General features: G+C 44.5%; 18 protein-coding genes. 2 read left to right on the top strand and 16 right to left on the bottom strand.

Annotation, left to right across the window (positions count from 1 at the left end):
* The first annotated feature begins 43 nt into the window (after positions 1 to 43).
* Positions 44 to 2,107: a response regulator transcription factor gene (locus tag ACQCN2_RS05010; protein ID WP_426927797.1), complete on the top strand. Its 2,064-nt coding sequence runs from the start codon at positions 44 to 46 to the stop codon at positions 2,105 to 2,107.
* A 528-nt stretch (positions 2,108 to 2,635) separates the two neighbouring features.
* Positions 2,636 to 3,301: a tetratricopeptide repeat protein gene (locus ACQCN2_RS05005; protein ID WP_426927796.1), complete on the top strand. Its 666-nt coding sequence runs from the start codon at positions 2,636 to 2,638 to the stop codon at positions 3,299 to 3,301.
* 64 nt (positions 3,302 to 3,365) lie between these two features.
* Here ACQCN2_RS05005 and ACQCN2_RS05000 read toward each other — a convergent pair.
* The 16 genes from ACQCN2_RS05000 to ACQCN2_RS04925 all read right to left on the bottom strand — a co-directional run bounded on the left by ACQCN2_RS05000 (position 3,366) and on the right by ACQCN2_RS04925 (position 21,430).
* Positions 3,366 to 4,552 (bottom strand): IS3 family transposase gene (locus tag ACQCN2_RS05000; RefSeq protein WP_426927795.1). Its coding sequence is split into 2 segments (ribosomal slippage): positions 3,366 to 4,267 and positions 4,267 to 4,552, totalling 1,188 coding nucleotides; the frame shifts between segments, so codons are not numbered across the junction.
* Between the two features lie 238 nt (positions 4,553 to 4,790).
* Complete coding sequence (locus ACQCN2_RS04995) at positions 4,791 to 4,937, bottom strand: DUF488 family protein, N3 subclade (RefSeq protein ID WP_426927794.1); 147 nt, start codon at positions 4,935 to 4,937, stop codon at positions 4,791 to 4,793.
* Positions 4,938 to 5,108: 171 nt separating this feature from the next.
* Complete coding sequence (locus ACQCN2_RS04990; RefSeq protein WP_426927793.1) at positions 5,109 to 6,143, bottom strand: DinB family protein; 1,035 nt, start codon at positions 6,141 to 6,143, stop codon at positions 5,109 to 5,111.
* 161 nt (positions 6,144 to 6,304) lie between these two features.
* Complete coding sequence (locus tag ACQCN2_RS04985; RefSeq protein WP_426927792.1) at positions 6,305 to 7,036, bottom strand: YheC/YheD family protein; 732 nt, start codon at positions 7,034 to 7,036, stop codon at positions 6,305 to 6,307.
* A gap of 127 nt (positions 7,037 to 7,163) precedes the next feature.
* Entirely contained in the window at positions 7,164 to 7,988 is an 825-nt protein-coding gene (locus ACQCN2_RS04980; protein WP_426927791.1) for an aminoglycoside adenylyltransferase domain-containing protein, read from the bottom strand.
* A gap of 166 nt (positions 7,989 to 8,154) precedes the next feature.
* Positions 8,155 to 9,174: a vWA domain-containing protein gene (locus ACQCN2_RS04975; RefSeq protein ID WP_426927790.1), complete on the bottom strand. Its 1,020-nt coding sequence runs from the start codon at positions 9,172 to 9,174 to the stop codon at positions 8,155 to 8,157.
* A 68-nt stretch (positions 9,175 to 9,242) separates the two neighbouring features.
* On the bottom strand, positions 9,243 to 10,367 hold the full coding sequence (locus ACQCN2_RS04970; RefSeq protein ID WP_426927789.1) for an AAA family ATPase: 1,125 nt from the start codon (positions 10,365 to 10,367) through the stop codon (positions 9,243 to 9,245).
* A gap of 23 nt (positions 10,368 to 10,390) precedes the next feature.
* Positions 10,391 to 10,870, bottom strand: coding sequence for a DUF6530 family protein (locus ACQCN2_RS04965; RefSeq protein ID WP_426927788.1), 480 nt, complete (start codon positions 10,868 to 10,870; stop codon positions 10,391 to 10,393).
* Positions 10,871 to 11,157: 287 nt separating this feature from the next.
* Complete coding sequence (locus ACQCN2_RS04960) at positions 11,158 to 12,381, bottom strand: MFS transporter (RefSeq protein ID WP_426927787.1); 1,224 nt, start codon at positions 12,379 to 12,381, stop codon at positions 11,158 to 11,160.
* A gap of 30 nt (positions 12,382 to 12,411) precedes the next feature.
* Entirely contained in the window at positions 12,412 to 13,230 is an 819-nt protein-coding gene (locus tag ACQCN2_RS04955; protein ID WP_426927786.1) for a MerR family transcriptional regulator, read from the bottom strand.
* A 139-nt stretch (positions 13,231 to 13,369) separates the two neighbouring features.
* Positions 13,370 to 14,044: a response regulator gene (locus ACQCN2_RS04950; RefSeq protein ID WP_426927785.1), complete on the bottom strand. Its 675-nt coding sequence runs from the start codon at positions 14,042 to 14,044 to the stop codon at positions 13,370 to 13,372.
* Positions 14,041 to 15,282 (bottom strand): sensor histidine kinase, encoded by a 1,242-nt coding sequence (locus ACQCN2_RS04945; protein WP_426927784.1) that lies wholly within the window; start codon positions 15,280 to 15,282, stop codon positions 14,041 to 14,043. Before ACQCN2_RS04945 ends, ACQCN2_RS04950 begins: the two co-directional genes overlap by 4 nt.
* A gap of 66 nt (positions 15,283 to 15,348) precedes the next feature.
* Entirely contained in the window at positions 15,349 to 15,786 is a 438-nt protein-coding gene (locus tag ACQCN2_RS04940; RefSeq protein ID WP_426927783.1) for a CcdC protein domain-containing protein, read from the bottom strand.
* Between the two features lie 181 nt (positions 15,787 to 15,967).
* A complete protein-coding gene (locus tag ACQCN2_RS04935; RefSeq protein ID WP_426927782.1) occupies positions 15,968 to 17,548 on the bottom strand; it encodes a SagB family peptide dehydrogenase in 1,581 nt (526 codons plus the stop codon).
* Between the two features lie 22 nt (positions 17,549 to 17,570).
* Positions 17,571 to 19,514: a TOMM precursor leader peptide-binding protein gene (locus ACQCN2_RS04930; protein WP_426927781.1), complete on the bottom strand. Its 1,944-nt coding sequence runs from the start codon at positions 19,512 to 19,514 to the stop codon at positions 17,571 to 17,573.
* Entirely contained in the window at positions 19,511 to 21,430 is a 1,920-nt protein-coding gene (locus ACQCN2_RS04925) for a putative thiazole-containing bacteriocin maturation protein (protein WP_426927780.1), read from the bottom strand. Before ACQCN2_RS04925 ends, ACQCN2_RS04930 begins: the two co-directional genes overlap by 4 nt.
* Positions 21,431 to 21,435: the final 5 nt, after the last annotated feature.

The raw sequence follows: 21,435 nt of genomic DNA, 5'->3' as shown, positions 1-21,435 counted from the left end.
GGTAAATATTTGTAAAAAATACAATTCTGAGGTAGGGACGAAGATGAATGATCGGTTGAGCCGTGTTCAACAAAAAGAGAATGACTTTCTTGTCGGCCGTGACCGTGAAACCGAGCAGTATCTCCGCTTTTTAAACGGTGAATCGGTAGATGAAAAAAACATTTGGAATCTATTTGGTACCGGAGGTGTCGGCAAAAGTACCCTGCTGGATACCATGCGAAGAATGTCCATTCAACAGGACTGTGTGTTTCTTTATTTGGATAGCCGTGATTTCCACCATACTCCGGAAGAACTTTGCAAAAGGCTGTTGCAGCAGTGTACAGCACCCTCTTTAACACGAAGTAAGGACGAACCCAATCTAACTGAGTTCTGTTTACTCGCAATAAAAGAGATCTCACAAAGCACCCGGGTGACGATCGCTTTTGACACGTACGAAGAAATGGATGACCTCGATCCGTGGCTGCGGGAACAGCTAATTCAGTGGCTTCCGAATCAAGTCTTGGTTGTTATCGCCGGACGCAACCCGTTAAAGGGACAATGGCAGCAGTCCCCGGCATGGAGAGAGCGAGTCGTGCGAATCTCTCTCGGATCTTTCGACCGCCCGCAATCGTTTGCTTATTTGCGCAAATGTGGAATCTCCTCGCCAGACCAACAAAAGAAAATATGGACCCTTACGCATGGGCATCCGCTGGCTTTATCCTTATCGGTATCGACGTTCTCTGGAAACACCGATGATTGGGAAGCCTCTGATGGGGAGGACTGGTTCGACCAACTTGCGGAGATTTGGTTCAGAGAGGTGCCAGATCAGGATCTTCGGCAGTGGGTGGAGGTTGCATCCGTCTTGCGTAAATTCGATCAGGAATCATTGTATTTCATTGGTGGTGAGACAATCTCTTCCGAAATGTTCACCCAATTATGTCGATTATCGTTCGTCCGCAAGGCGGCTCGGGGATGGATGCTTCACGATCTGATGAGGGACGCGGTGTGCAAAATGTTAAAGGAACGCACACCTTCCCGGTACAAAACCCTGCTTGTGCGTTGTGCGGCTTATTATAAGTCGCGAATCATACATGCTCCGCGAGACGGAAGCGCGTCATGGGAATTAGGGGAACTGTTTTGGTATATCGGCAATGCTACCATTCGGTGGATCCTATCCCCCTCCAAAAAAGGACTATATTATTGGGATTCGTTGACGGAGAATAACGTGAGCGAGGGCGAACTATATATAGAGCGCAGGTATGTCGAGGCTCTTCCTGTTGTAAGGACCGAAATCGATCCCGTTTCCAACCAGATTATCGAACATAAAATGGACACTCGAATCGATTTATCGAAATTAGAATCGATTCAACTGCGGAGCTATCTTGAGATCGATCATGAGATTGTGAAATTGCTTCGGACGACAGAGGGCGAGGTCGTAGGAATATCAGTGATCTTCCCAATCCATTCCGAAACAATGCCATACCTGCTGAACGATCCTTTGGCTTCGCCATTTTTTAACAGCCTTTCTTCTTCTGAATACGAACATTTTCTTGTTCCTGTCAATCGGCCGGCAGGATGGTTTATTCGGATCATTGATATTGCTAACTCGGAGGATGCAACCCTCACGATGGAAGCCATCTCTTTGTTATTCTCCTTCATGATTTCCGGAAGCTTTTTGATTACTTCCCCCCCTCCCCACCCAATGTTTATCCAGCCGCATCTGGACATGGGCTTTCAGGAAGTGCACGGCATCAAGCATTGTTATTATGACGGTGTCACGCCAACATCAACTTATGTATTAGACACCAGAGGAAACAAGCTTGAACTGGTATTGGAGGACTTATTGCTAAAAACCGGAATGAAGGACTCATCAGGGGCAGGCTCCGAGACGTCACCGAACCAAACGAAATCGACTCAGACGAAAGTACCGGCATTACCGGATGTTCTGACGCCTAGGGAAAAAGAAATCGTGCAATTTGTCATCCAGGGGAAAACCAACGCGGAAGTTGCAGCAAAACTATTTTTATCGGAAGTAACCGTCAAGAAGCATCTTAAATCCGTATATGAAAAACTCCAAGTCAGCAACCGAACTAATCTGCTTCGTTTACTTCTGACGCAGCGGGAGTGATATACCGATTCAGATTTTTCGAATAAAAAGCGAGAAAATAAATCTAGGATGCAGAAGGCAACACAGTGGAAGGGATGCATGGAAACGACAGATACCGTATTTTGGTGAGTATATTGTCAAGTTGAAAATAGTCAAAAAACTTACAATCCAGTAAATGTCTTGACCTTTTAACAGTGCAATACGATAACGAAGAAAATGATAACGAAGAAAATGATAACGAAGAGCAATAAAATCGCACTATTCGCAACGATCCCGTTAACGTTATTTCTGTCCTTTACACTTACATAATTTTCCTCCTATAATAAGAGATATTGTGAACTGGAGCTGTGGGATATGAGAGATTTTGATAAGCTGTGGGACTATTATCATCCAGAGGAAACTGAGCGGAAATTTAGAAGTGTATTAGCTCAACTAGAAGATACTGCTGATCGAGCTTATATTGCAGAGCTACTGACCCAAATAGCACGAACACAAGGGTTACAGTGAAATTTTTACGATGCGCATGAAACCTTAAATCAGGTAGAAAAAATGTTGGATGATACTTCGAAAGCAGCACAAATTCGATATTTATTAGAACGTGGACGAGTGTATAACTCTTCATCTGAGCAAGCAGAAGCACGGCCATTATTTTTGAAGGCTTGGGAAATTGGAATCGAGTATGGTGAAGATGATTATGCAGTTGATGCAGCACACATGTTAGGAATTGCTGAGTCAACTCCTGAGCTGAGAATGGTTTGGAATCTCAAAGCACTACATTATGCTGAACAACATCCTGATGCCAAACGCTGGCTTGGATCATTATACAACAATATTGGTTGGGCTCAGGTGGATGCTGGAAACTTGGCAGAGGCTCTTGATCTATTTGAAAGTGCACTTCGTTTTAGACAAGAACAAGGTAATGCAGGAACGATTTTTATTGCAAAATGGTGCGTTGCCAAGGTTCTTCGCTTAATGAATCAGCCTCATAAATCGCTTGAAATCCAAATGGAATTATTGAAGGAATCCGAGAAAATCCAAAATCCGGACGGATATGTGTATGAAGAAATAGGAGAATGTTTGTTGTTCTTAGAGAAACGAATTGAGGCACAACCTTACTTTGCTCAAGCCTACGAAATGCTTTCTCTTGATCAATGGCTTGTTCACAATGAGCCTGAACGTATTGCTAGATTGAAAGAATTGGGTGAGTTAGTTTAAATTTGATATAGAAAAAGCAGACTCTATGCACTTACCCCTGTCAAGTAGACAGACTCTAAAAAGACTATGCAGCCAGTGTGTTCCTGTACTCAACAGGAGCGCACTGGTTTAGTCGTTTTTGGAAACGTTCGTGGTTATAGAACCAAATGTATTTATCAATGGCTTGAAAGAGTTCTTCTTCTGTTTTACAGTGCGAAAAGTATGATGTTTCGGTCTTAAGATGAGAGAAGAAGGACTCAATACATGCGTTGTCTAGGCAATTTCCTTTATGAGAATGGCTGCCTAGAAGTCCGTACTCTTCGAGCCGTCGATTGTATTGTTGGGACGTGTATTGGAAGCCTTGATCCGAATGGAGAATGGCCCCCTGCACGTCTCTTTGTTTATAAAGCTCCTCTGTGGTGTCTAAAACCAGCTGCAGATCATTTCTTTTGGAGACTTTCCAAGCAACAATCTCGTTATTAAAAAGGTCTTGGATAGCGGACAAAAAATAGAACTTGTCCACTAAGGCGATATATGTAATATCCGTTGCAAACAATCGATTAGGTTGTTCTATTTTGAAATTTCTAGCCACACGGTTTGGATGAACTACGGATGCCTTTTTACTGTAATAACGTCGCTTCTTACGGATGGTTGACTGAATATGGAGTTCTTTCATCAGGCGATAAACTCGTTTGTGATTGACGATGAACCCCTCTTTCTTCAAAGCGATATGTATCCGTGGATATCCAAAAAAGGGTCGCTTCAAGTGGATCGATAAAATGTGTTCCTTTAGGTTCATCTCTTCATAGTGACGTTCTACACGCAATCCTTCGGTGCTCTTCCATTTATAGAATCCCGCACGGGATACTTTTGCGATTTCTACCAACCACGTAATCGGGTAAATGTTGCTTAGAGAAGATATGATTTCAAAGCGATTTACTTTCGGAATTATTCCTCCCCGAGTAGATTTGGATTGCGCTTTTTTAGGAATTCAACCTGCGCTTTCAGATAATCCCGTTCTTCCTCAATGCTGGAAAACTTAGTCCGAGGTCGACCAATAAAGGGATGAGAGGCTGCGTGTTTCCCCCGTTGATCCTGTAATGTTTCATGATTTTGTTGTTTCTTTACCCACGCTTTAACTTGACTGGCATTCCGTATTCCTAGTGCATCTGCAACGGATTGATAACCTTTCCCACCATGTAAATACATCTCTACAGCCTTCATCTTTAACTCTTCCGAGTATTTTTCAAATCGCTGTCCTTTTTTAGCCAAAGAAAATCCCCTCCAAGAAACAGTGTATCACCAAGAATTTCTACTTGGTCTTTTTTCACTGTCTACTTGGAGGGGATAATATCACTATACGACGATAGGGTTTGCTTTTTTGTTTGGAGTTTAGGGGGACCTCTCCCCTGACCTCATCACTGCCAGCGAAGTATTCTCTCAAACCGAGCTGATTTCTCCTAAATTAATGTAACAAAATTATCATTGAAATAAACAATAACCAAGGATCCTAAAAAACGGGGAAAACCCGTGCTTTATAAGAGGATGAGGCCTCTTCCTTCGTTACCCCTCTGGGCCAAAGACGGTCCACAAGGATCCGCATTCCGTCTGTTTGCTCTAATTCTTCATAGATTCTTTTTACTTTAATATTGCTCATTGTGGTTCACTTCTATTGGGTGTATTGTTCGTTGTCATGGGGCACCACCTCCATGTATTTTGGAATGTTTTATAATTATCCTATCATACCCAAAGACAAGTAAAAACCTACACATTATGTGTAGGCTCCAGTTCATACGCCAATTCCGCATTATGGATTTCCATTAAGTTTTCATTTTAATTCTGACACTTTTATTAATTGGTTTGTATGACGTTGGATATGGTACATAAAAAAATAGATCCATTCTAATCTGGTAAATTCACCGTATACAGGTAAAGTAAACTCTATACAGGTTTCTGACAAGTCAAGTGTATTTGAAGCTTCAATAAGTGCTTCAAACTTCTTCTCAATTTTTAAAAGTATATCTTCAATATAGTGAATGGACTCTGTTGGTTCAATAAAGTCCGGGGATTTCATTTTCGAATTAAAATCTAAGAAATCTCTTTTAATAGCTTTTACCTTTTCATTCTGCCGCCTATCGGATTTTTTCACCATACCATACAATATTTCTGGTGACACGGCTTTTGTTATATGTTCCAATATTTGCCCAGCACTCCACCCACCAGAAGTAGGAATCGTATCTATATCAGTATCGTTAAACAATGATATGACTTGTAATAATTCTTTTTTTGTCTCGATTATTTCAGAATTGAGACGTACTAGATTGATTTGCTCAACAAGTTCTGGTAATCCATCAGCAAAGGCGTGGTCATTACCGTTTAGTTTATGAATGATAGCATTTGGAAAATGACTTTTGTATAATTCCACATGTTGAAAAGGGACATTTTTATCGTCACAGCTATGAAAGAAGTGAACAGTTGGTAACACAGGCAGATGTTTTGAAAAATGGTTCTTCAATTCAAAATCGCCCACACTCCAGCCACCTTCACCCCAAAATGGTATAGCAATTAGAAAGAGCGCCTTTATCTGTAACTCGGTCTTTACTTCGGAGAGATATTTCAAAAGCATAGAGCCACCTAAAGAGTGACCGATTAGAATGACTTCCCCCGCTAAATTTGTAAACTCCTTGTCAAACATTGCTTTCCACATACCATAAGTGGGTTCTTCCGGCTTTTCGATGATCGGATCATGTATTACACACTCCTCTTCAAGTGAACATCGTAACCACTCAACCAAGTTAAAACTCCCTTGACCTGGGCTCCCTTGTGCCCCACCGCTATGGGCAAAAAAAATGTGTTTTTCCATAAAATCCACCTCTTTCAAACTAATGAATTTATGTGTCTAATTGGTTTTTTTTGGAATACACCAAGCTTAGCATACACAGAAAAAAATAAAACTCATACCCAAATAGGTATGAGAATGAATAGGATCTATCAACACAGGAATTTAGAAGCATCCCGCTTTTTTTAACCCTTTTTATACGCCTGAATTCGCCGATACATGCTTTTGTCCTTCAATTTGAGAAAGTGGGACATTAACGGCTTTCGGTTTGCTTCGATCATCCACGCATGTCCGTTCTTATCCAGCCCGATATCCATTCCATAAATACGCTGGTGTGGATAGATTTTGCCAAGTCTCTTTGCCGTTAGCAAAGCGAGCCTTTTGATCCTGGATATAAGGAGTTCCCGGGAATGGCCACTCAATGAAGATCGATGTAACGCAGTGCCGATTGACAACAGTGTCCCTTTGCTTCTCGTAATATTGGTGACGATATACCCTTGGCCAGCTACTTTGGTAACGATCCCGGTAACGTTCCACTCTTTTGAAACGCTTCTTCGCTGCACAATAACCCTGATGTCAAAAGGACGACCCTGAACGGTTGCAAGCGGGACTCTCTGCTGAACAAGGTAAGTGCTGCCTCCGGTCTTTCTTTTCAGAAAGCTGTACATCTGATCTTGGCCATGCAAAATCCGCTTTTGATTTTCCCTGTGAATCTGATAATGACCATCTCCAAGCCGTGCAACGCGGATAATCCCTCTGCCCCGGCTTCCGCCAAGCGGTTTGAGGATTACCTGGCCATATTTCGTCACAAGATTGAAGACATTGGTTTTCGTCATCCATCGTGTCTCCGGTACGTGAGAAGCCAGATTTTTTGATCCGATCATGCATTTGTATTTCTTCATCTTCGTTCTGCCCATGGCTCATCCACCTTGTCGGTTTTTCTACCAATAACGTATGAACGAAAGATGAGAATGCACCGGATAGCCAAGCCTCTTTGACGTGCTGTAACAAAAAGGGGTTTCATGCCTCATCGTGTCATTTGCTTTATTTACTTAATAGGAAGTTACTCTCTTGAATTAGATACTCCATATAAGCCAATGCATCGTTTCTTCTATCAAAAATAGATGAATAATATGATTTTGACATTCCCTTTCGCAATCGCATGGATTCATGAATAATTTTGTGCCACCTTTCTGGCACGTTTTGTAAGGCATACTCACCTGCTCCAACTTTAGAGGTTATGCCATTTTCTTTGAAAGAATAAAATAAACGTGATACTCCCAGAACACCCCACTCAATCATGTGGGGACTTAGATATAAACCTACGTATTGGATAGACAGTGGCCCTTCACATTTATTTTTCCAATGAACCCAGTAGGTATTGAGATTATTCCACATATGATGAATGAGCAGGTCCCAATCAATTAAGAAGTTATATTTTTGAGGTTCCATTCCGATGATCGGGATTCCGAAATTCTTCAATTGGTAGGCGTCAATTGAGTTTTGATGGAATTCTTTAACGCCTCGAAACTTCCCATCGTTAAAATAGAGGCAAGACCTTGCAGCCTCAATGTTCAAGCCCTCTATAGCTTCCTTCGTTATATAGATTCCATCCAGACTGGTTCTGGGATATTTCCTTTGAATCTCTCGATGTATTTGTTTGAGAATGGCAAGATCCGCTTCGCTGAGATTTCGCTGTACAACAGCAACAAAATCAATATCGCTCAAGCCTTCAATAAATGCTCCTAATGATACAGAACCGTATAGATGAAAAGCTTCAAGCAAATCTGGGAAATTTGATTGGAACCTATTAAAATATACATCCAGTATGTCCTTGACCTGATCAGGCAATCTACTATTGATAGTCATAAGCACCTCCAAAAAGCAAAACCAACTACTATCAAGATTAGCATATAATACCTTTTGTATAAAATTAGAAGAATTAGAGTTTCACATACCCTGATAAAAAGAAAAAACCTATGCTATGAAAGCGATAGGTTTCTGCCACCCATATGTTTGTCAGATTGGCATACGATCACAAATACCGAGCGATGAGCCGAACTAGCTTTGCCGGCAGCTCTGTCAGATTGGTAATATCCAAAAATCTATCATTCCCATAGATTTGATTAATGACATCCTTGTCCTGGCCTATTGCCGCTGCAAGAAATGTAATTCCTTTACGTTCATATTCGGCGATGGTTAGTTGCATGTCTTTGATTGCGTAACTTCCAGTGTAATCATCCATTGCTTTTGGTTGCCCATCACTTATGCTGATCAATAATTTGGTCTGTTGTGGTGAGCCCGCTAGTCGATCTGCCATAATTCGAAGAGCCATTCCATCACGGTTATTACTTCTGGCTCGAATCCCCATGAGTCTGAATCGATCATTGGGATCTGCTTTATCATAATCGGTATAGGCATAAATCGACATCTGCTCCAGTTTGGAAACATCCGCTGTATCCCCATATATTACAATCGGAATATGACACATTTGACAAAATTCGTATACAGCGATCACAGCGCGCTTTGCAGCTTCTACTCTCCCAAAAGCAGACATGGAAGCTGATTCATCTACCCTTAGACCGACCACAAGGGAGGGGGATTCAGTTGGAGGTAGCTTCTTGGCAAAATACCGATAATCCCGATAAGCAACACTATCTGCATGAAATTTGCTTCCATAATATTGATTTCTCGCAAATTCAACAGAATTCTCATGTTCCAACAGTGGGAGCGTCTTTCTTGCAATCTGCTGTATAACAGGCATGAGTTCCCTACTTAGACGGAGATATTCCTCCTGGGATTCCATACTGTAATCGGGACGGTGAACAATGAGCTTAACCCTCTGATGAATAGAATCGGACACTGCTTCCCTTGCGTCGCGATTCAGCTTTTTACGGAAACTTCGTTCTTTTTGTTTCGCTTCTTCTTCCATTATTTCAGGATTCGCCTGATGGTATTGGAGAGTACCATCCTCTCCCGTATCTGAACTTTTCAGATCGGTGAAATCATCAGAGACTTCGGTTGTGCTATCTTCACTATCCGCGGATTTTTTCAAAGCGATTCCCTGTTCCTCATCCCTCTTGTTGTGGTCAAAATCAGTGTCATCGCTACCTCCCCATGTTCTTATCTCAACTGGCTCATCGGATATTCTTTTTTTTTACTTTCACTCTCCACTTGATCTAACTCCGTTAACAAACCATGGTTTTTCAACGCTTCTTCCAAAAGTTTGATTTCCTCGGAATCGGTTGTGATCTTGTAGATAACTTTGTGGTAAAGAGATTCTTTTGCTGAAGCACCACTGGCAACCGCATCCGCCCAGTAGAAGAATGAGCGCATTCCAGCCACGCCTTTAATCGCATTAGCACGGGCAGTTCTGTCCAAAACAATAATGATATCTGCTAAGACACCCAACACCTGTTCATCCTGATAACCTGTTTTGGATATTGCCCGTTCTATCATGATTTCTTTCGTTGGCAGATCCATCTTTTCCGTATGCTGAACTCTGTCCCGCAGTGCTTCGTTTAGCGGTCTGGTTCCTGCATAACTACGGTTTGTTGTGATGACCGCTATGAAATCTGGGTGTCTGCCAATGATTTCTGTAGGAAGGTTAATGCTGCCGTCTAGCTCTAAAGCGGAGTTGAGTGCCATTAGCACCGCGGCATCCCGAATAACGGTCGGCTCTTGTATTTCCAAGAGGTACCCTTTTTCATAGGCTCTGACGATTTCGGATGGGTAAAATCGATACTCAACCACTTCATCCGTGGTGTTTTGCGTAACCATCTTCAATAATTGCTTCATCTTTATGGCGGCCTGTTCCTGTGTAATTCCAAGCACGTTCATCAATATTTCAGCAGCGCTTTGAAATCCATCACTCTCATACAATGCTTTCAAAACGGTTTGCTCAGAAGGCTCCAACTTATCTAATTGCTCAGATGAAAGAACCGGCAAAATGGCCCCAATAATATCTGATTTGTCCATATCGGCGAAACAGGTCACTTTGGTATAGGGCAGCCCAAAATTAGACGACAATGCTTTTGCCAGTTGAGTTTTACCCGATCCTGCGTCACCCTCTAACAAAATATTGGCGATTTTCATTTCCCCGCGATTCCAATTCCGTTTGACTTCTTTACAAATGCGCAGTTCTTCCTCGCTGATCTTATGAGATAACGGTTTTTTCCAAATAAGCTCTTGTTCTACATCCGTCAATTGTCTTGTAGGGGACAAGTAATATTCTTCACAGTTGTTCATATCCTTTCTCCCTTTCAAAGAGTTTAATATCCCATATCTTTTAAAATCCTGGATAATACACGAAGTCTTTCTCCGATCATTTCTCCATCCTCGCTAAGAGCCTGTGAGAACAGCTGAATATCTTGATCAATCATCGGATTTTCTGTACAAACGGAGACACTCATTGCGTCCCCTTGCAGCCCAATGCGATCAATCAAGGTCTGATCAGGGTCATACATTTTCGGGAACCGATAGGCATCCTGAAAGTATAAGTTCGTTCTGCAAATCAAAATGGCAAGGTCAAGAACACGGTGCATTGGAAGCTCTTCGGACTGCCTTGACCATTTTTCACCTGTGTATCTCCATACTTTTGCCGAAATGTCGACCTTTCCCCGATCATTCCACTGAGCCAATCCTAAGGAAAGACCTTTTGCGTCCGTGTTCCGCGCGTATCGGCCGTCAACCTGCTCATAATTTTCCGATACGACAACTGGTTTATGTTTTAGGGTTGTTGGGATTTTCATTTTTCTACACGCTCCATTCGATGATTTACTACTTTAATTATTACCGATTTACTAATTTACTAATTCAGTGATTTACTAAATGTTAAATTCATGCTAATCTACATTCCATCATTTGTCAACCTGGTTCTGTCTATAATTTGTAATTGCGAATCAGAATGATGTCTACAAAAAAAACAAACCGAAGCGCATGTTTTTAAACACACTCCGGCTTGTTTAACTATCAGGTTCAATGGAATACAGTTACATGGTTCGAAGTAATAAGTGCTTCTCGACTGACCATTCAGAAATCAATTGGTTACTCTCTTAGGGTCTACTTTTGCGCAGACATATTTACCGTTTATAACTGACTTTTTCCGATCAAAACTGTAGCTGATAAAGGTCAGCAATGATGCAGTTACTGCAACGATCCCCCCGACCCAAGAAACATCGATTAATTCCTTGTTCTGTGTGACAAATCCCCCAAGAGCCGATCCTAACGCGATTCCGACGTTTACCGACACGGGAGTCAATGAGGAAGCCAAATCTTTAGCGGTAGGAAAATGTTTATCGGCCAAATCAAGGAAATACACTTGCATCGTGGAAGTCATCGTATACATGGCAAGGGCAATGAATGAAATACTAACCAATCCCGTGACAATCGAATTGGCGGAAAGGTAAAGCGACGTGAGAATGGCAGCTTGAATAAGAAAGATGAACCGCAACTTTCCAATCCCGTTGCGAGTTGCTATTTTTCCGCCGATTAACGTGCTGAATATGGTAACAACTCCGTAAAGTAAAAAGACTAGACTAATATACCGACCCGGCACGAAAAGTACCGCTTGAAGCAAAGGGGTTAGATATGTGTATACGGTATAGGTAGCGGCGATGCTTAAAGCCGGAATAAAAAAGGCTAAGACAATACGTGGATTGATTAATAAACCAGCTTGCTTCGCGAATGAACTCTTCGTTCCCATTAACCCTCTAGGTATTGTCGCTGAGCTTGCGACGAAAGAAATAACACCCAATAGAGCGGTAAACCAAAAAGTCATATGCCAACCGCCCCATTGTCCGATAGATGTCCCAAGCGGCACTCCGATTACACTGGCGATTGTAAAACCCAAAAAAATAATTGATATGACCTTACCCCGCTTCTCAGCAGGCACCGTTTCGCTGGCGACCGCCATGGCAAGTGAGATCAAGACCCCGGTGACAAGGGCAGTGATTATTCTGGAAACAAGAATCAGCACATACGACTCGGATAGAGCGGTAATGATATTGCCTCCAATAAAGACCGTGATCAAACCAAGCATGAGTGGGTACTTGTGGAACCTACTGAATATGGCCGTCAAAATTGGCGTACCTACTGCAAAAGAAATGGCAAAGGCAGATACAAGCGTTCCTGCTGTTGAGATCGAGATTCTTAATCCGGATGACACATCATTTAATAACCCGACAATAACAAATTCACTTGTTCCTAACACGAAGGTTAATAAAAAGAAATTGAAAACCAATAGCTTTTGTTGTTTCGTCAAAGTTGAAGCTCCCCTTCCTCGTGTCCTTCATCAAATTCTTTCGACGGCTATTTGGATCTCGGCCACGTAAGAATCCGGATCATCGATTTTTATTTCATGAGGAATACAGATTTCACGCCTCGGCTCATTCTCTTTCATTCGATAACCGTTTCGTTCGATCCATAAAGCCAATTCTGTACTCGCTGTGCATTGACTCTTCGTCCGGCAGATATGGACCAGCGTAGCCATCATTGGAACCGCCGGTAACCGCTTAACTATATAGAGAGGAGTGCTCGGTATTTCAACGGTAAGCGGACGGGCTACTTCGATGTCGATATTGTCCTCGCAATTCTCACAGCCGTGCCAAAGCACAATGGAAGACGAAGATGGCTGACCAATGTCTCCAATATAAGCGTCTAGTTGTTGGAAGAGTTCAGGAATTTGTCCAAACGAAGCTCTTTGGCGGTAAGACAGCACAAGTTGAGGCTCGACTTCTTTCAGAATGACATCGTGAGCGCTCTTGTTCGCACCCTCAATCTCAATGGCATTCAGCCGGTCCATGATTCGAGTAAGTCTGGCCTGTTCATTATCCAGAATTGACTGAATCTCGTTCTGTTTGACGCGAAACATCCCCCTGATTTCTTCTAGCGGGATTTGTTCGTTCACCATCTTGCGAATTTGATCCAAAGAGAAGCCCAATTCTTTATAGGCTAATATTCGATTCAGTTGAAACATTTGGTCAGCTGAGTAATACCGGTACCCTGTAAATTTGTCGGTATGAGCCGGCTTAAGCAAACTCAATTGGTCGTAATATCGAAGTGTCTTGACGGACACTTGGCTGATCTTCGAAAACTCGCTGATTTTAAACATGTAAACCTCCTGGCATGATAACTTCGATTCTCCTCTTTCTTTACCGAGTATAACTTTCCAGTTAAGGGGAGAGTCAAGAATCAATGCCAAACAATGAAAAAGACACTAACGAAGGTGTTAGTGCCCGAGATGCAATCAGCTATTTTACAATTCGATTACGGATCGCAATGACGACCGCTTGTGTCCGATCTTCAACACCAAACTTCTGAAGGATGCGGTGAACATGCGTCTTGACTGTACTTTCACCAATATGAAGTTTGTTGGCGATTTCTTCGTTGCGTAAACCGTGCGCCATCTGCTGCAGCACTTCCATTTCCCTCTCCGTAAAAGGTTCGAAAGGCAAAGCGGAAGAAGTCAGATCCGTTACTTGAAGAGCATCGGATGAACGGAGGACCTGACCAATGACTTTGGCGGCAACAGCCGTCCGAAAAATCGCTTCCCCCCTCCATGCGGCTCGAACCGCATCAAGGAGTTCTTCCGGTGTCGCGTCCTTGAGAAGATACCCGACCGCTCCCGAACGTATGCCGTCGTATACATAGTCTTCCTGATCGAACGTGGTCAGAATAATCACCTTGCAATCCGGAATAGAGGCTATTATTTCACGTGTTGCCTCTATTCCACCCCCCTCTGGCATTTGAACGTCCATCAGCACTATTTGGGGACGGACTCGTTTTGCTAAAAGAACAGCCTCGTGCCCGCCAGCCGCTTCCCCTACTACTTCCATGTCCTCCTGAGCGTTAATGATAAACCGCAAACCGTGTCGGACCAGATGCTGATCGTCCACAACAATGACCCGAATCGATTGCTCCTTCATTTTCCTCCACCTTCCGTTTGCCAATCCTTATCGCGTAGCGGCATCTTCACAATAAGCCTCATACCATGGGGAACTACCTGTTGAATCCATAATGATCCGCCTGCCCTCTCGCTTCTCGCCTTCATGCTGGATAGCCCAAAACCGAGTGAAATTTGGGTACCGTTCATCCATACCCCGTCATCGGTCACCATCATCGTCAACTCATCTTCGCTTTCAGAGACGGCAACCTCAACTTGTGAAGCATGCGCATGACGAATGACGTTAGTAAGCGCCTCTTGAAGTATCCGGTACATCGATTCGGAAATTTCCGGATTCCACTTGCTAACCTGTCCGTTAACGACGAGCGCGATGTCTAAGCCGCCCTGCTCCCGAACTTGCTTCACCAAACTTTGAACAGCAATCAAGCCGAGCCCCGCATCGTCAACAGCCATCTGGTGAACGACCGTACGTACGTCTTGCAAGCAGCGACGGGCCACTTCAAGAGCGGTTTTGAGAGAAACATCTGCTTCTGCGGCATCCGTCTTCATTATATACGGCAATGCTTGAAGCTGAACGATTACGGATGTTAAGCCATGTCCGATACTGTCATGAAGATCGCGGGAAATCCGGTTTCTCTCTTCCAGAACAGCAAACCCAAGCAACCGAACAGTAGCATCCTCCAATTCACTGTGAGTCTTCTGAAGCTCCTTATGTGCTTGCTCCAATTCTGCGTGAACCTCGCGCAATTGTTCATAGTGCCGTTTGCTTGCTATAGTTGCTTCCCGCTTCATTCTCGATCCCCAGAACAATACGTAAATGCCAATACTTACGATTAGATAATCGATCATCATGTTTGGCTGCTCTTGCCGCAAGAAGAAAATCACCGTATCCACTGAAATTATTACGATCGTCAACAGGACGGACAGATTATTCTCAAGCCGCAAGGCCGTATAGCCAACAAGATAGAATACAAGGGAGACGGCTGTGCTCCAGGCATCGAACAGAACCCCATACAGTACTGTCAACAACCATATACCGATTACAGCAAAAGTGCGAGCGCGGGCTTCCCTCAGCCAACCAGGCTTCCAAAGAAGAGCCAGATAAGCGACGCCGACCAACAGCCCCGCCGCCATGTCCGGCAACGAGGCTGTTTTCATCGTCCCTACGAAGATGTACAACAAAATGAAGCTTAAAAAAATGGTTCGAATACGGTTGGACATGAATTGTCCTGCCTCTGCAAGTTGCTGTTTGATATGCATATACGATCCTCATTCTAGTAAGTTGTTGTTTATATTATTATAACGGATGCAACAAATCTAGTGACTTTAGCCCACAAGCTGTTTGTACTTCATGTAAATGACGTAACGGCGAGCAATGACGCTGCCAAGCGGGATAAACAACAATGCGGTGCTTAAGAATAGTAGGGCGTGATGCGCTCCCCAACTGCTCACAAGCAAGCGAAGCAGCATAACAATCAAGAAAATGACGACTCCGGCAAAGGAGCCTTTTGAGGTCGCTTTACCCGTAACAGGGTGTATTTGCACCTTCTCCAACTTGCCTCTCCATGCGCCAATCACAAGCCCGACAACCAGGGAGATCAAATACAATAACAGGTTGCCTCCATTCAAGTCGATCTGGGTCAAGCTTGAAAAGATCAAGTATACGAAAAGTGCCGGTGTGATCCATAAACGGGAAGGACGAATTTCTTTCTCCCTGAGCATTAACAATATAACAATAGCCGTAATAATGAAATAACTGGTCATGTTACACCCTTTCCTCTTCCTATATTTGGGGTACATGATCAGTTTAATCGACTGCGGCCGAATCGGAGTCCATCCACAGGTTGATTTATTCACTCCATCCGTAGATCGAACATGAAGGATCAACCTACTAGCAAAAATGAAAAGAAGCCACTCCATGAGAATGGAATAGCTTCATGCGCTCCTAGCTATGCAAGCCTCCCTCCAACCGGGAGCTAATCCGATGGGGACCCACCGGGATCTGAATCAAGCTGGTTTTTCCAAGCGGACCCATCTGGTAGATCTCATCACTGGTATTCGAATCAAATCCGAGGAGCGGGTGCCCTCCCATCCCGATCGCAGTCGCCGTCAACAGTAAATGTTGCACGAGCATACCCGCTTCCATCTGTTGAATACGATATCCTCTATATCCCAGTGTCGGTATCAGGTGATCCTTCGCCCCTGAAACATGAAAACATAGCGGCACCTGAAAAAGATTTACATTCTCCATGTACATTCCCTTTTGCAGCCAGAACCTCTGATCTCCAAGTCGTACCTGCCGCAATGTATGAGAGGCATTGTCATAGTGGTAAGCTCCTGCAGGAATGCCCTCTACGTTATACAAACAGCAATTCAGTGAGACACGTGATTGGGGGTACGTGTATTCTTCATCCAAATCATTACGATAAGCGAAGGAAGCGGACACCTCTTGCAACAAAGTGGCTAGTTGTGTTTGGCTTACATTGCCTAAAACAAAATTCATTCCAGGTGAAAACCTCTTTTGACAAACTGATGCCAGATCGTAAGTCAAGGGCTTCACATGTGGCAGATTGACCGCATGGCCCTCAGAGACAAACTCCTTCTCCCCTTCAATCTGCCGAAACGATTGCACCGATTCCAACATTGACGCTTCGTTCATTTTTATCAGCATCGGATACTCGATGGCCCTCCGTGATTGAACGTAGTGGTCATGCTGAATCGCAGGCAACTCCCGGCACATTTCAATAGCAGTAACCATCCGATCTTCGTCATTACACTTCCCAAACCATGTGATCCCGGACTCAATTGACAGTGGAATGACCGCATATACACTTTCTTCTTGTTCGAGCACCCCAAGCAGATGGTTGATTGCCCGATCAAGAAACTGGAAGTACACGCCCGATTCATAGCCAAACCGTTTCGCAACTTCTACCATTTGTCCGATCAGGACGCCAGTATCTTGTCCTTGCAGGCGATAGGAAAAATTATGGTATTTATAGAAATTTTTCCAAAACATGGTCGACACAAAAACAGTGCCAAAACATGCCGAAGTGTCACAGCGATTCCCCAAAGCCTGGGCGATATAGGAGTCAAAATTTCCTTTACGCAACAACACCAACCGGTGGTGTGAGACATCATAATGATAAATTCCCGGCGAAAAATCCTCAAGTTTCAGATAAATATATAACTCGTTAGGATACAGCGCACCACCGGAGGGAACAAACCGACGGTACGACTGCATCGGACTAAAAACTGATTCTGGGAAGTCCGATTCTGGGACGGACTGGCTGAATTGAGTGAGTCCGAATACGTACCAGAGAAAATGCCCGATTTCGTGCAGGTCAGGCTTCACGGGTGCCTCTCGTTTTACGAGTGTAAGCGGTACTTCTGCAGAAAATGGAATCACAGGCAGTCCACGGTAGAGCTTAAATGGAAGTGGCGCATCTTCCCAATCCACCTCAAAGTCCAGAGGTCTAGCCTTGTCAGTGTCAAAATGGAGATTGTACAGAAATTCATCCAAATTCATCCTTTTCCCTCCTCGTCAGGCCTTATGGAAACGGATGTGGATGTGGATTGAGCTGTTCAAAGGTTAACGGTTCCTTCGTATACCCAAGTTCCACCGGCACATGTAGTACCCTCTCCAGTCCCGTCACGCGGGTAAAATGATGTCCGAACGTCATCGGCAACATCCCTGGAATCAGTACTTTCACGCAATGCAGTCCGTTTCGTAAGATTTCGGGTGTCGTCTGGTCTACCACAATCACATCGAGATTCAATTGGCAAAACGACTGGAGGATGTCCTTCAAATCATCTGTTAGATCGGCATGCTTAACACTCTGCTTGTATTCCTCTTCGAACGTACGCAATGGACGATTTTCATTCAGTAAAAATTGGAGGTGCACCTCTGCTTCGGGTAATGCGTACAGCATTGAGTGGTCCTCCATCTTCCGCACCAGGAACGGATCCTGAAGCATACGCTCATATTCCTCCCGGTTTGTCTCGAGTTTCTCGTCAAGTGACAGCAGCATGGCTGCCACCTCATGCAACGAGCTCTTTACCGCGCGTACAGGATCCGGATGGGCTCCACCCGCACAAATCAGATTCACACCCTTCTGTTTCCTGTTTTTCGCCAACGTCCAGACGCTTGGAATCCCATTCTCCATCGTCGCGTTAAACAAATAGACATCATATACTGCCACCGCCTGTAAACGTTCGACCATCAAACGCAATTCTTGGTCATTGGCGGAATATGGATCAAGACGAGGGAGAGGTAGTTGTGCGTACCAAGTCATTAGGAACGAATCACGCTCTACTACTTCCAAAATTCCGTAAAAAATAGCCTCTTCCAAGCTTCCGCCTAACGCGCATCCGTTGGAAGTCTCATAGACTAACCCTTGACCACAGCCCAAACTGTAATAGGCAAGCGACTCCGGAATCAAAATCGGACGTTCTTGCAAAAATGAATAACCCCACACCCAATTGATAGGTCGGTCAGGATCAAACGGTGTGAAGGGAAAACCAGGGATCTCATATTGTTCCTTGGTATGCAACCCAACCTTGACGGGATCGAGTGCTTGATCAGCCAGATTACGGAAACTGTCATGGATCACGGTCCGTTTGCCACGGGGTGTCATGCCACAGTACCGCTCCAAGCCCTCCAAAATGGCTGTCGCCTCGCTAACCGCATAACAATGAGTCCGTCCTGCTGTTGACTCGTCACCTCTGAACAACGGCAGATTTACACTCACATCGGCAAACGTAGACATGAGGTCACGCATTTTCCCATTCAAAAAGCCTATCCGATGATCAAAATAGTCTTTATTCAGTACCTTCTTTAGTTCATTCATTGGACGGCAACGGTAACTGTCAACATTGATCTTCGTATTTGGTTGTAGCGAAATGCTGGCTGCCAACGAAGAATCATCTGGTAATTGACCGCAAGCTTTACAAGACGGTTCAGGCAGAAAGAAGTGAAGTGAGCTCTTTAGCGTTTGTAAGTGAATGAAAAACACTCGTCCTTCCGTGCGTGCCTGACCACCTGTCAACACCCTCTGCGCCTCCGCTACGAGCAGGTGAGTCATCTGCAAAAGTCCAGAGTGCGATGCCCAAGCATCATGGAACATTCCCCCGTACTCCTCGAGTCTCTGTTGCAGCTCCCACATCTCCTTACGGTCACGCCCCGCCATGAGCTGTCGCAGGTCTGCACATTGGGAACACCCCGGCGTCCCTGGGCGAACCAGCGGCCCGACTATGCCCTCACCAAATGAAACGAAACCGCGTAGCCATGCGATTCCCGAAGACTGGAACACCTCTTCCGCCTCTTGATGAACGGAGGGGTTCCAGGCGTCATTCAATAGCAGAGCCAAGCTAATCTCTTTCGAAACTCCTGCCTGCAAATCGGGCTGACGAACAACTTGGTATTGATCAGACAACGCTCCACATACGTAGTTCGCCAAAAGCCCTTCTCCGACAATCATAACGACAGAGCTCACTGGGACACCTCCTCTCGTAACAAAACGCCAAACACTCCGGCCATTTCCTCTTTCAAAAATGGTTCCAGCGCCAGATCGAGTAGGCAGATCCGCTTATGATTTTGTTTCAATATCTGTAGGGCAGTCTGCAAGACCTCCGTTTGAGTCGCTTCTTCAATCGAAGGAATCACCAAGCTTTGTGGCTCGTTATGATTTAAACGAACGGATGAAACCTTCAATGATTGCGGCATAAGGAGTTCCGCTTTGTTTTGTGCCTTAAACAGTGCCTGTTGCAACGACCTACGCAAAGCCATTGTTACATTCAATCCGACACTGCCATACCAGTAGTCGCTCGTTCCGACCCAAACAACAGGAAAGCCAAACACCTCCGCTCCCAAGCCGATCATCGGTGCTCCCTGCAACGTGGTCAATGCTTGCAAGTAAAACTGACAATGTTCATCTTCAACTGTGGTTTTTATTGGAGTGACATGGGGGTTTTGATCATTTTGCTGTTTGCCCAGTTCTTCATACAAGCATTTTTGCAAACCACGGCATATACCCTCCGCAATGTTTTCTCCCACTCCGACACCGACAAATTCATGTGGTTCTACCAGTGGTTCAACCATACGCGCTAGATACGCTTCAAGTCCGGTCAGCCCCGCTTCTCTTCGCGCTTCCACATGTGTCATACCTGTACAAACCATCTCTGGCAATAAGAGAGCAGGTCCTTCCGACAGCGGGTCGACTGCCTGAATACGGCATTGGGCCAACGGAAGCTGGTTCAAGTCCCCTTCCTCACAGATATGGAATATCCCTGTTTTAGAAGATGTCAACATAGTGAAGAAAGGAATCGATCCATTTGACTCACTTTTGACCGAATTCTGTTCAAGGAGAGAATTGAGATTTTCAATCCAATTGACCTCAGTTTGTTGTTTCACTAAAGGATGGGGCAAAAACGAATGCCAGCTTCCTTCCAACGTCTCCAGATCAAGCAGAAATACATGATTCTTCATTTCAGATTTGGTCACACCTGTAACCATTTTGAACAATTCAAACACGATCACATTCGCAAGCATCGCTCCTGCTGTGGATGAGAAAGTGTGCAGCTGCGGGTCTTTACAGATCGCGGATTGGTGGATTCGACGCCACGCCGACTCCCAACATCCATTAGCGTCTGGATGTATCAGTGGACCTGCCAAACCTACTTGCTGCAGGCACATGGCGGGGAGTAGTACCTTACCCTCCTCCGTGCAAACCCTATCAAGAACCTGCAGTTCCTCTACATCACCATCCTGCGAGACATACAATATCGAATCAAACGGCTGCACAGCCTCCCGCCAAGAACTCTCTCCCTTTTCCTGCGGGATAAGCTCCTCAATTGCTACTTCGGCGTCCTTTTGGCGAGCATGGGCCACCAGTTCTTCTATCCGCTGTCGATTGGTAGGCACCGCATCAGTAATTAGCATGTGGAACTTCGGTAAGCCGGAATCCAGCAGCGCCGCAACCAGGGAGACAAAAAAAGGACCAGAGCCTACCGTCAACACTTTAGCTTGACGATAGGATTGAAATCGGTAAGCGCCAGAGTCGGTGGAATTATTCAAAAATTCAATCTGAGAAGCATACTGGTGAAGAACTTTGTTCGTCAATTGATGCGGAAGATCTTGACTCACATCCTGAACGAAACCGTTTTTAAATAAGTTTTCTGCGATTTCAAACACCCGATCCCGGTATTCGTCGGGCAATCCGTCTGTCAAATCCTCCAAAGTGTGTTCGCCATTGAACACCGGCAACAGTTTTTCAATCCACTGATCGATCCCGCTGCCTTCCATGCGGAATGAACCAACGTTGTTCCGAAAATACACGCTGCCATTTGGATCTGGAAGAAAAAACGTGTCCCTTTTCACTTTCAGACGCATAGAAGGGTTCAAGTTTGTCATGTCAC

Origin of the sequence: Brevibacillus ginsengisoli (assembly GCF_050113715.1) — a bacterium.
GTDB lineage: Bacteria > Bacillota > Bacilli > Brevibacillales > Brevibacillaceae > Brevibacillus_H > Brevibacillus_H ginsengisoli.
This window is presented reverse-complemented; position numbering and strand designations above follow the sequence as displayed.

Coding starts and splice junctions, on each gene's coding strand:
- ACQCN2_RS05010 (WP_426927797.1), top strand. CDS start 44: ATGAATGATCGGTTGAGCCGTGTTCAACAAAAAGAGAATGACTTTCTT.
- ACQCN2_RS05005 (WP_426927796.1), top strand. CDS start 2,636: ATGTTGGATGATACTTCGAAAGCAGCACAAATTCGATATTTATTAGAA.
- ACQCN2_RS04995 (WP_426927794.1), bottom strand. CDS start 4,937: ATGAGCAATATTAAAGTAAAAAGAATCTATGAAGAATTAGAGCAAACA.
- ACQCN2_RS04990 (WP_426927793.1), bottom strand. CDS start 6,143: ATGGAAAAACACATTTTTTTTGCCCATAGCGGTGGGGCACAAGGGAGC.
- ACQCN2_RS04985 (WP_426927792.1), bottom strand. CDS start 7,036: ATGGGCAGAACGAAGATGAAGAAATACAAATGCATGATCGGATCAAAA.
- ACQCN2_RS04980 (WP_426927791.1), bottom strand. CDS start 7,988: ATGACTATCAATAGTAGATTGCCTGATCAGGTCAAGGACATACTGGAT.
- ACQCN2_RS04970 (WP_426927789.1), bottom strand. CDS start 10,367: ATGAACAACTGTGAAGAATATTACTTGTCCCCTACAAGACAATTGACG.
- ACQCN2_RS04965 (WP_426927788.1), bottom strand. CDS start 10,870: ATGAAAATCCCAACAACCCTAAAACATAAACCAGTTGTCGTATCGGAA.
- ACQCN2_RS04955 (WP_426927786.1), bottom strand. CDS start 13,230: ATGTTTAAAATCAGCGAGTTTTCGAAGATCAGCCAAGTGTCCGTCAAG.
- ACQCN2_RS04950 (WP_426927785.1), bottom strand. CDS start 14,044: ATGAAGGAGCAATCGATTCGGGTCATTGTTGTGGACGATCAGCATCTG.
- ACQCN2_RS04945 (WP_426927784.1), bottom strand. CDS start 15,282: ATGCATATCAAACAGCAACTTGCAGAGGCAGGACAATTCATGTCCAAC.
- ACQCN2_RS04940 (WP_426927783.1), bottom strand. CDS start 15,786: ATGACCAGTTATTTCATTATTACGGCTATTGTTATATTGTTAATGCTC.
- ACQCN2_RS04935 (WP_426927782.1), bottom strand. CDS start 17,548: ATGAATTTGGATGAATTTCTGTACAATCTCCATTTTGACACTGACAAG.
- ACQCN2_RS04925 (WP_426927780.1), bottom strand. CDS start 21,430: ATGACAAACTTGAACCCTTCTATGCGTCTGAAAGTGAAAAGGGACACG.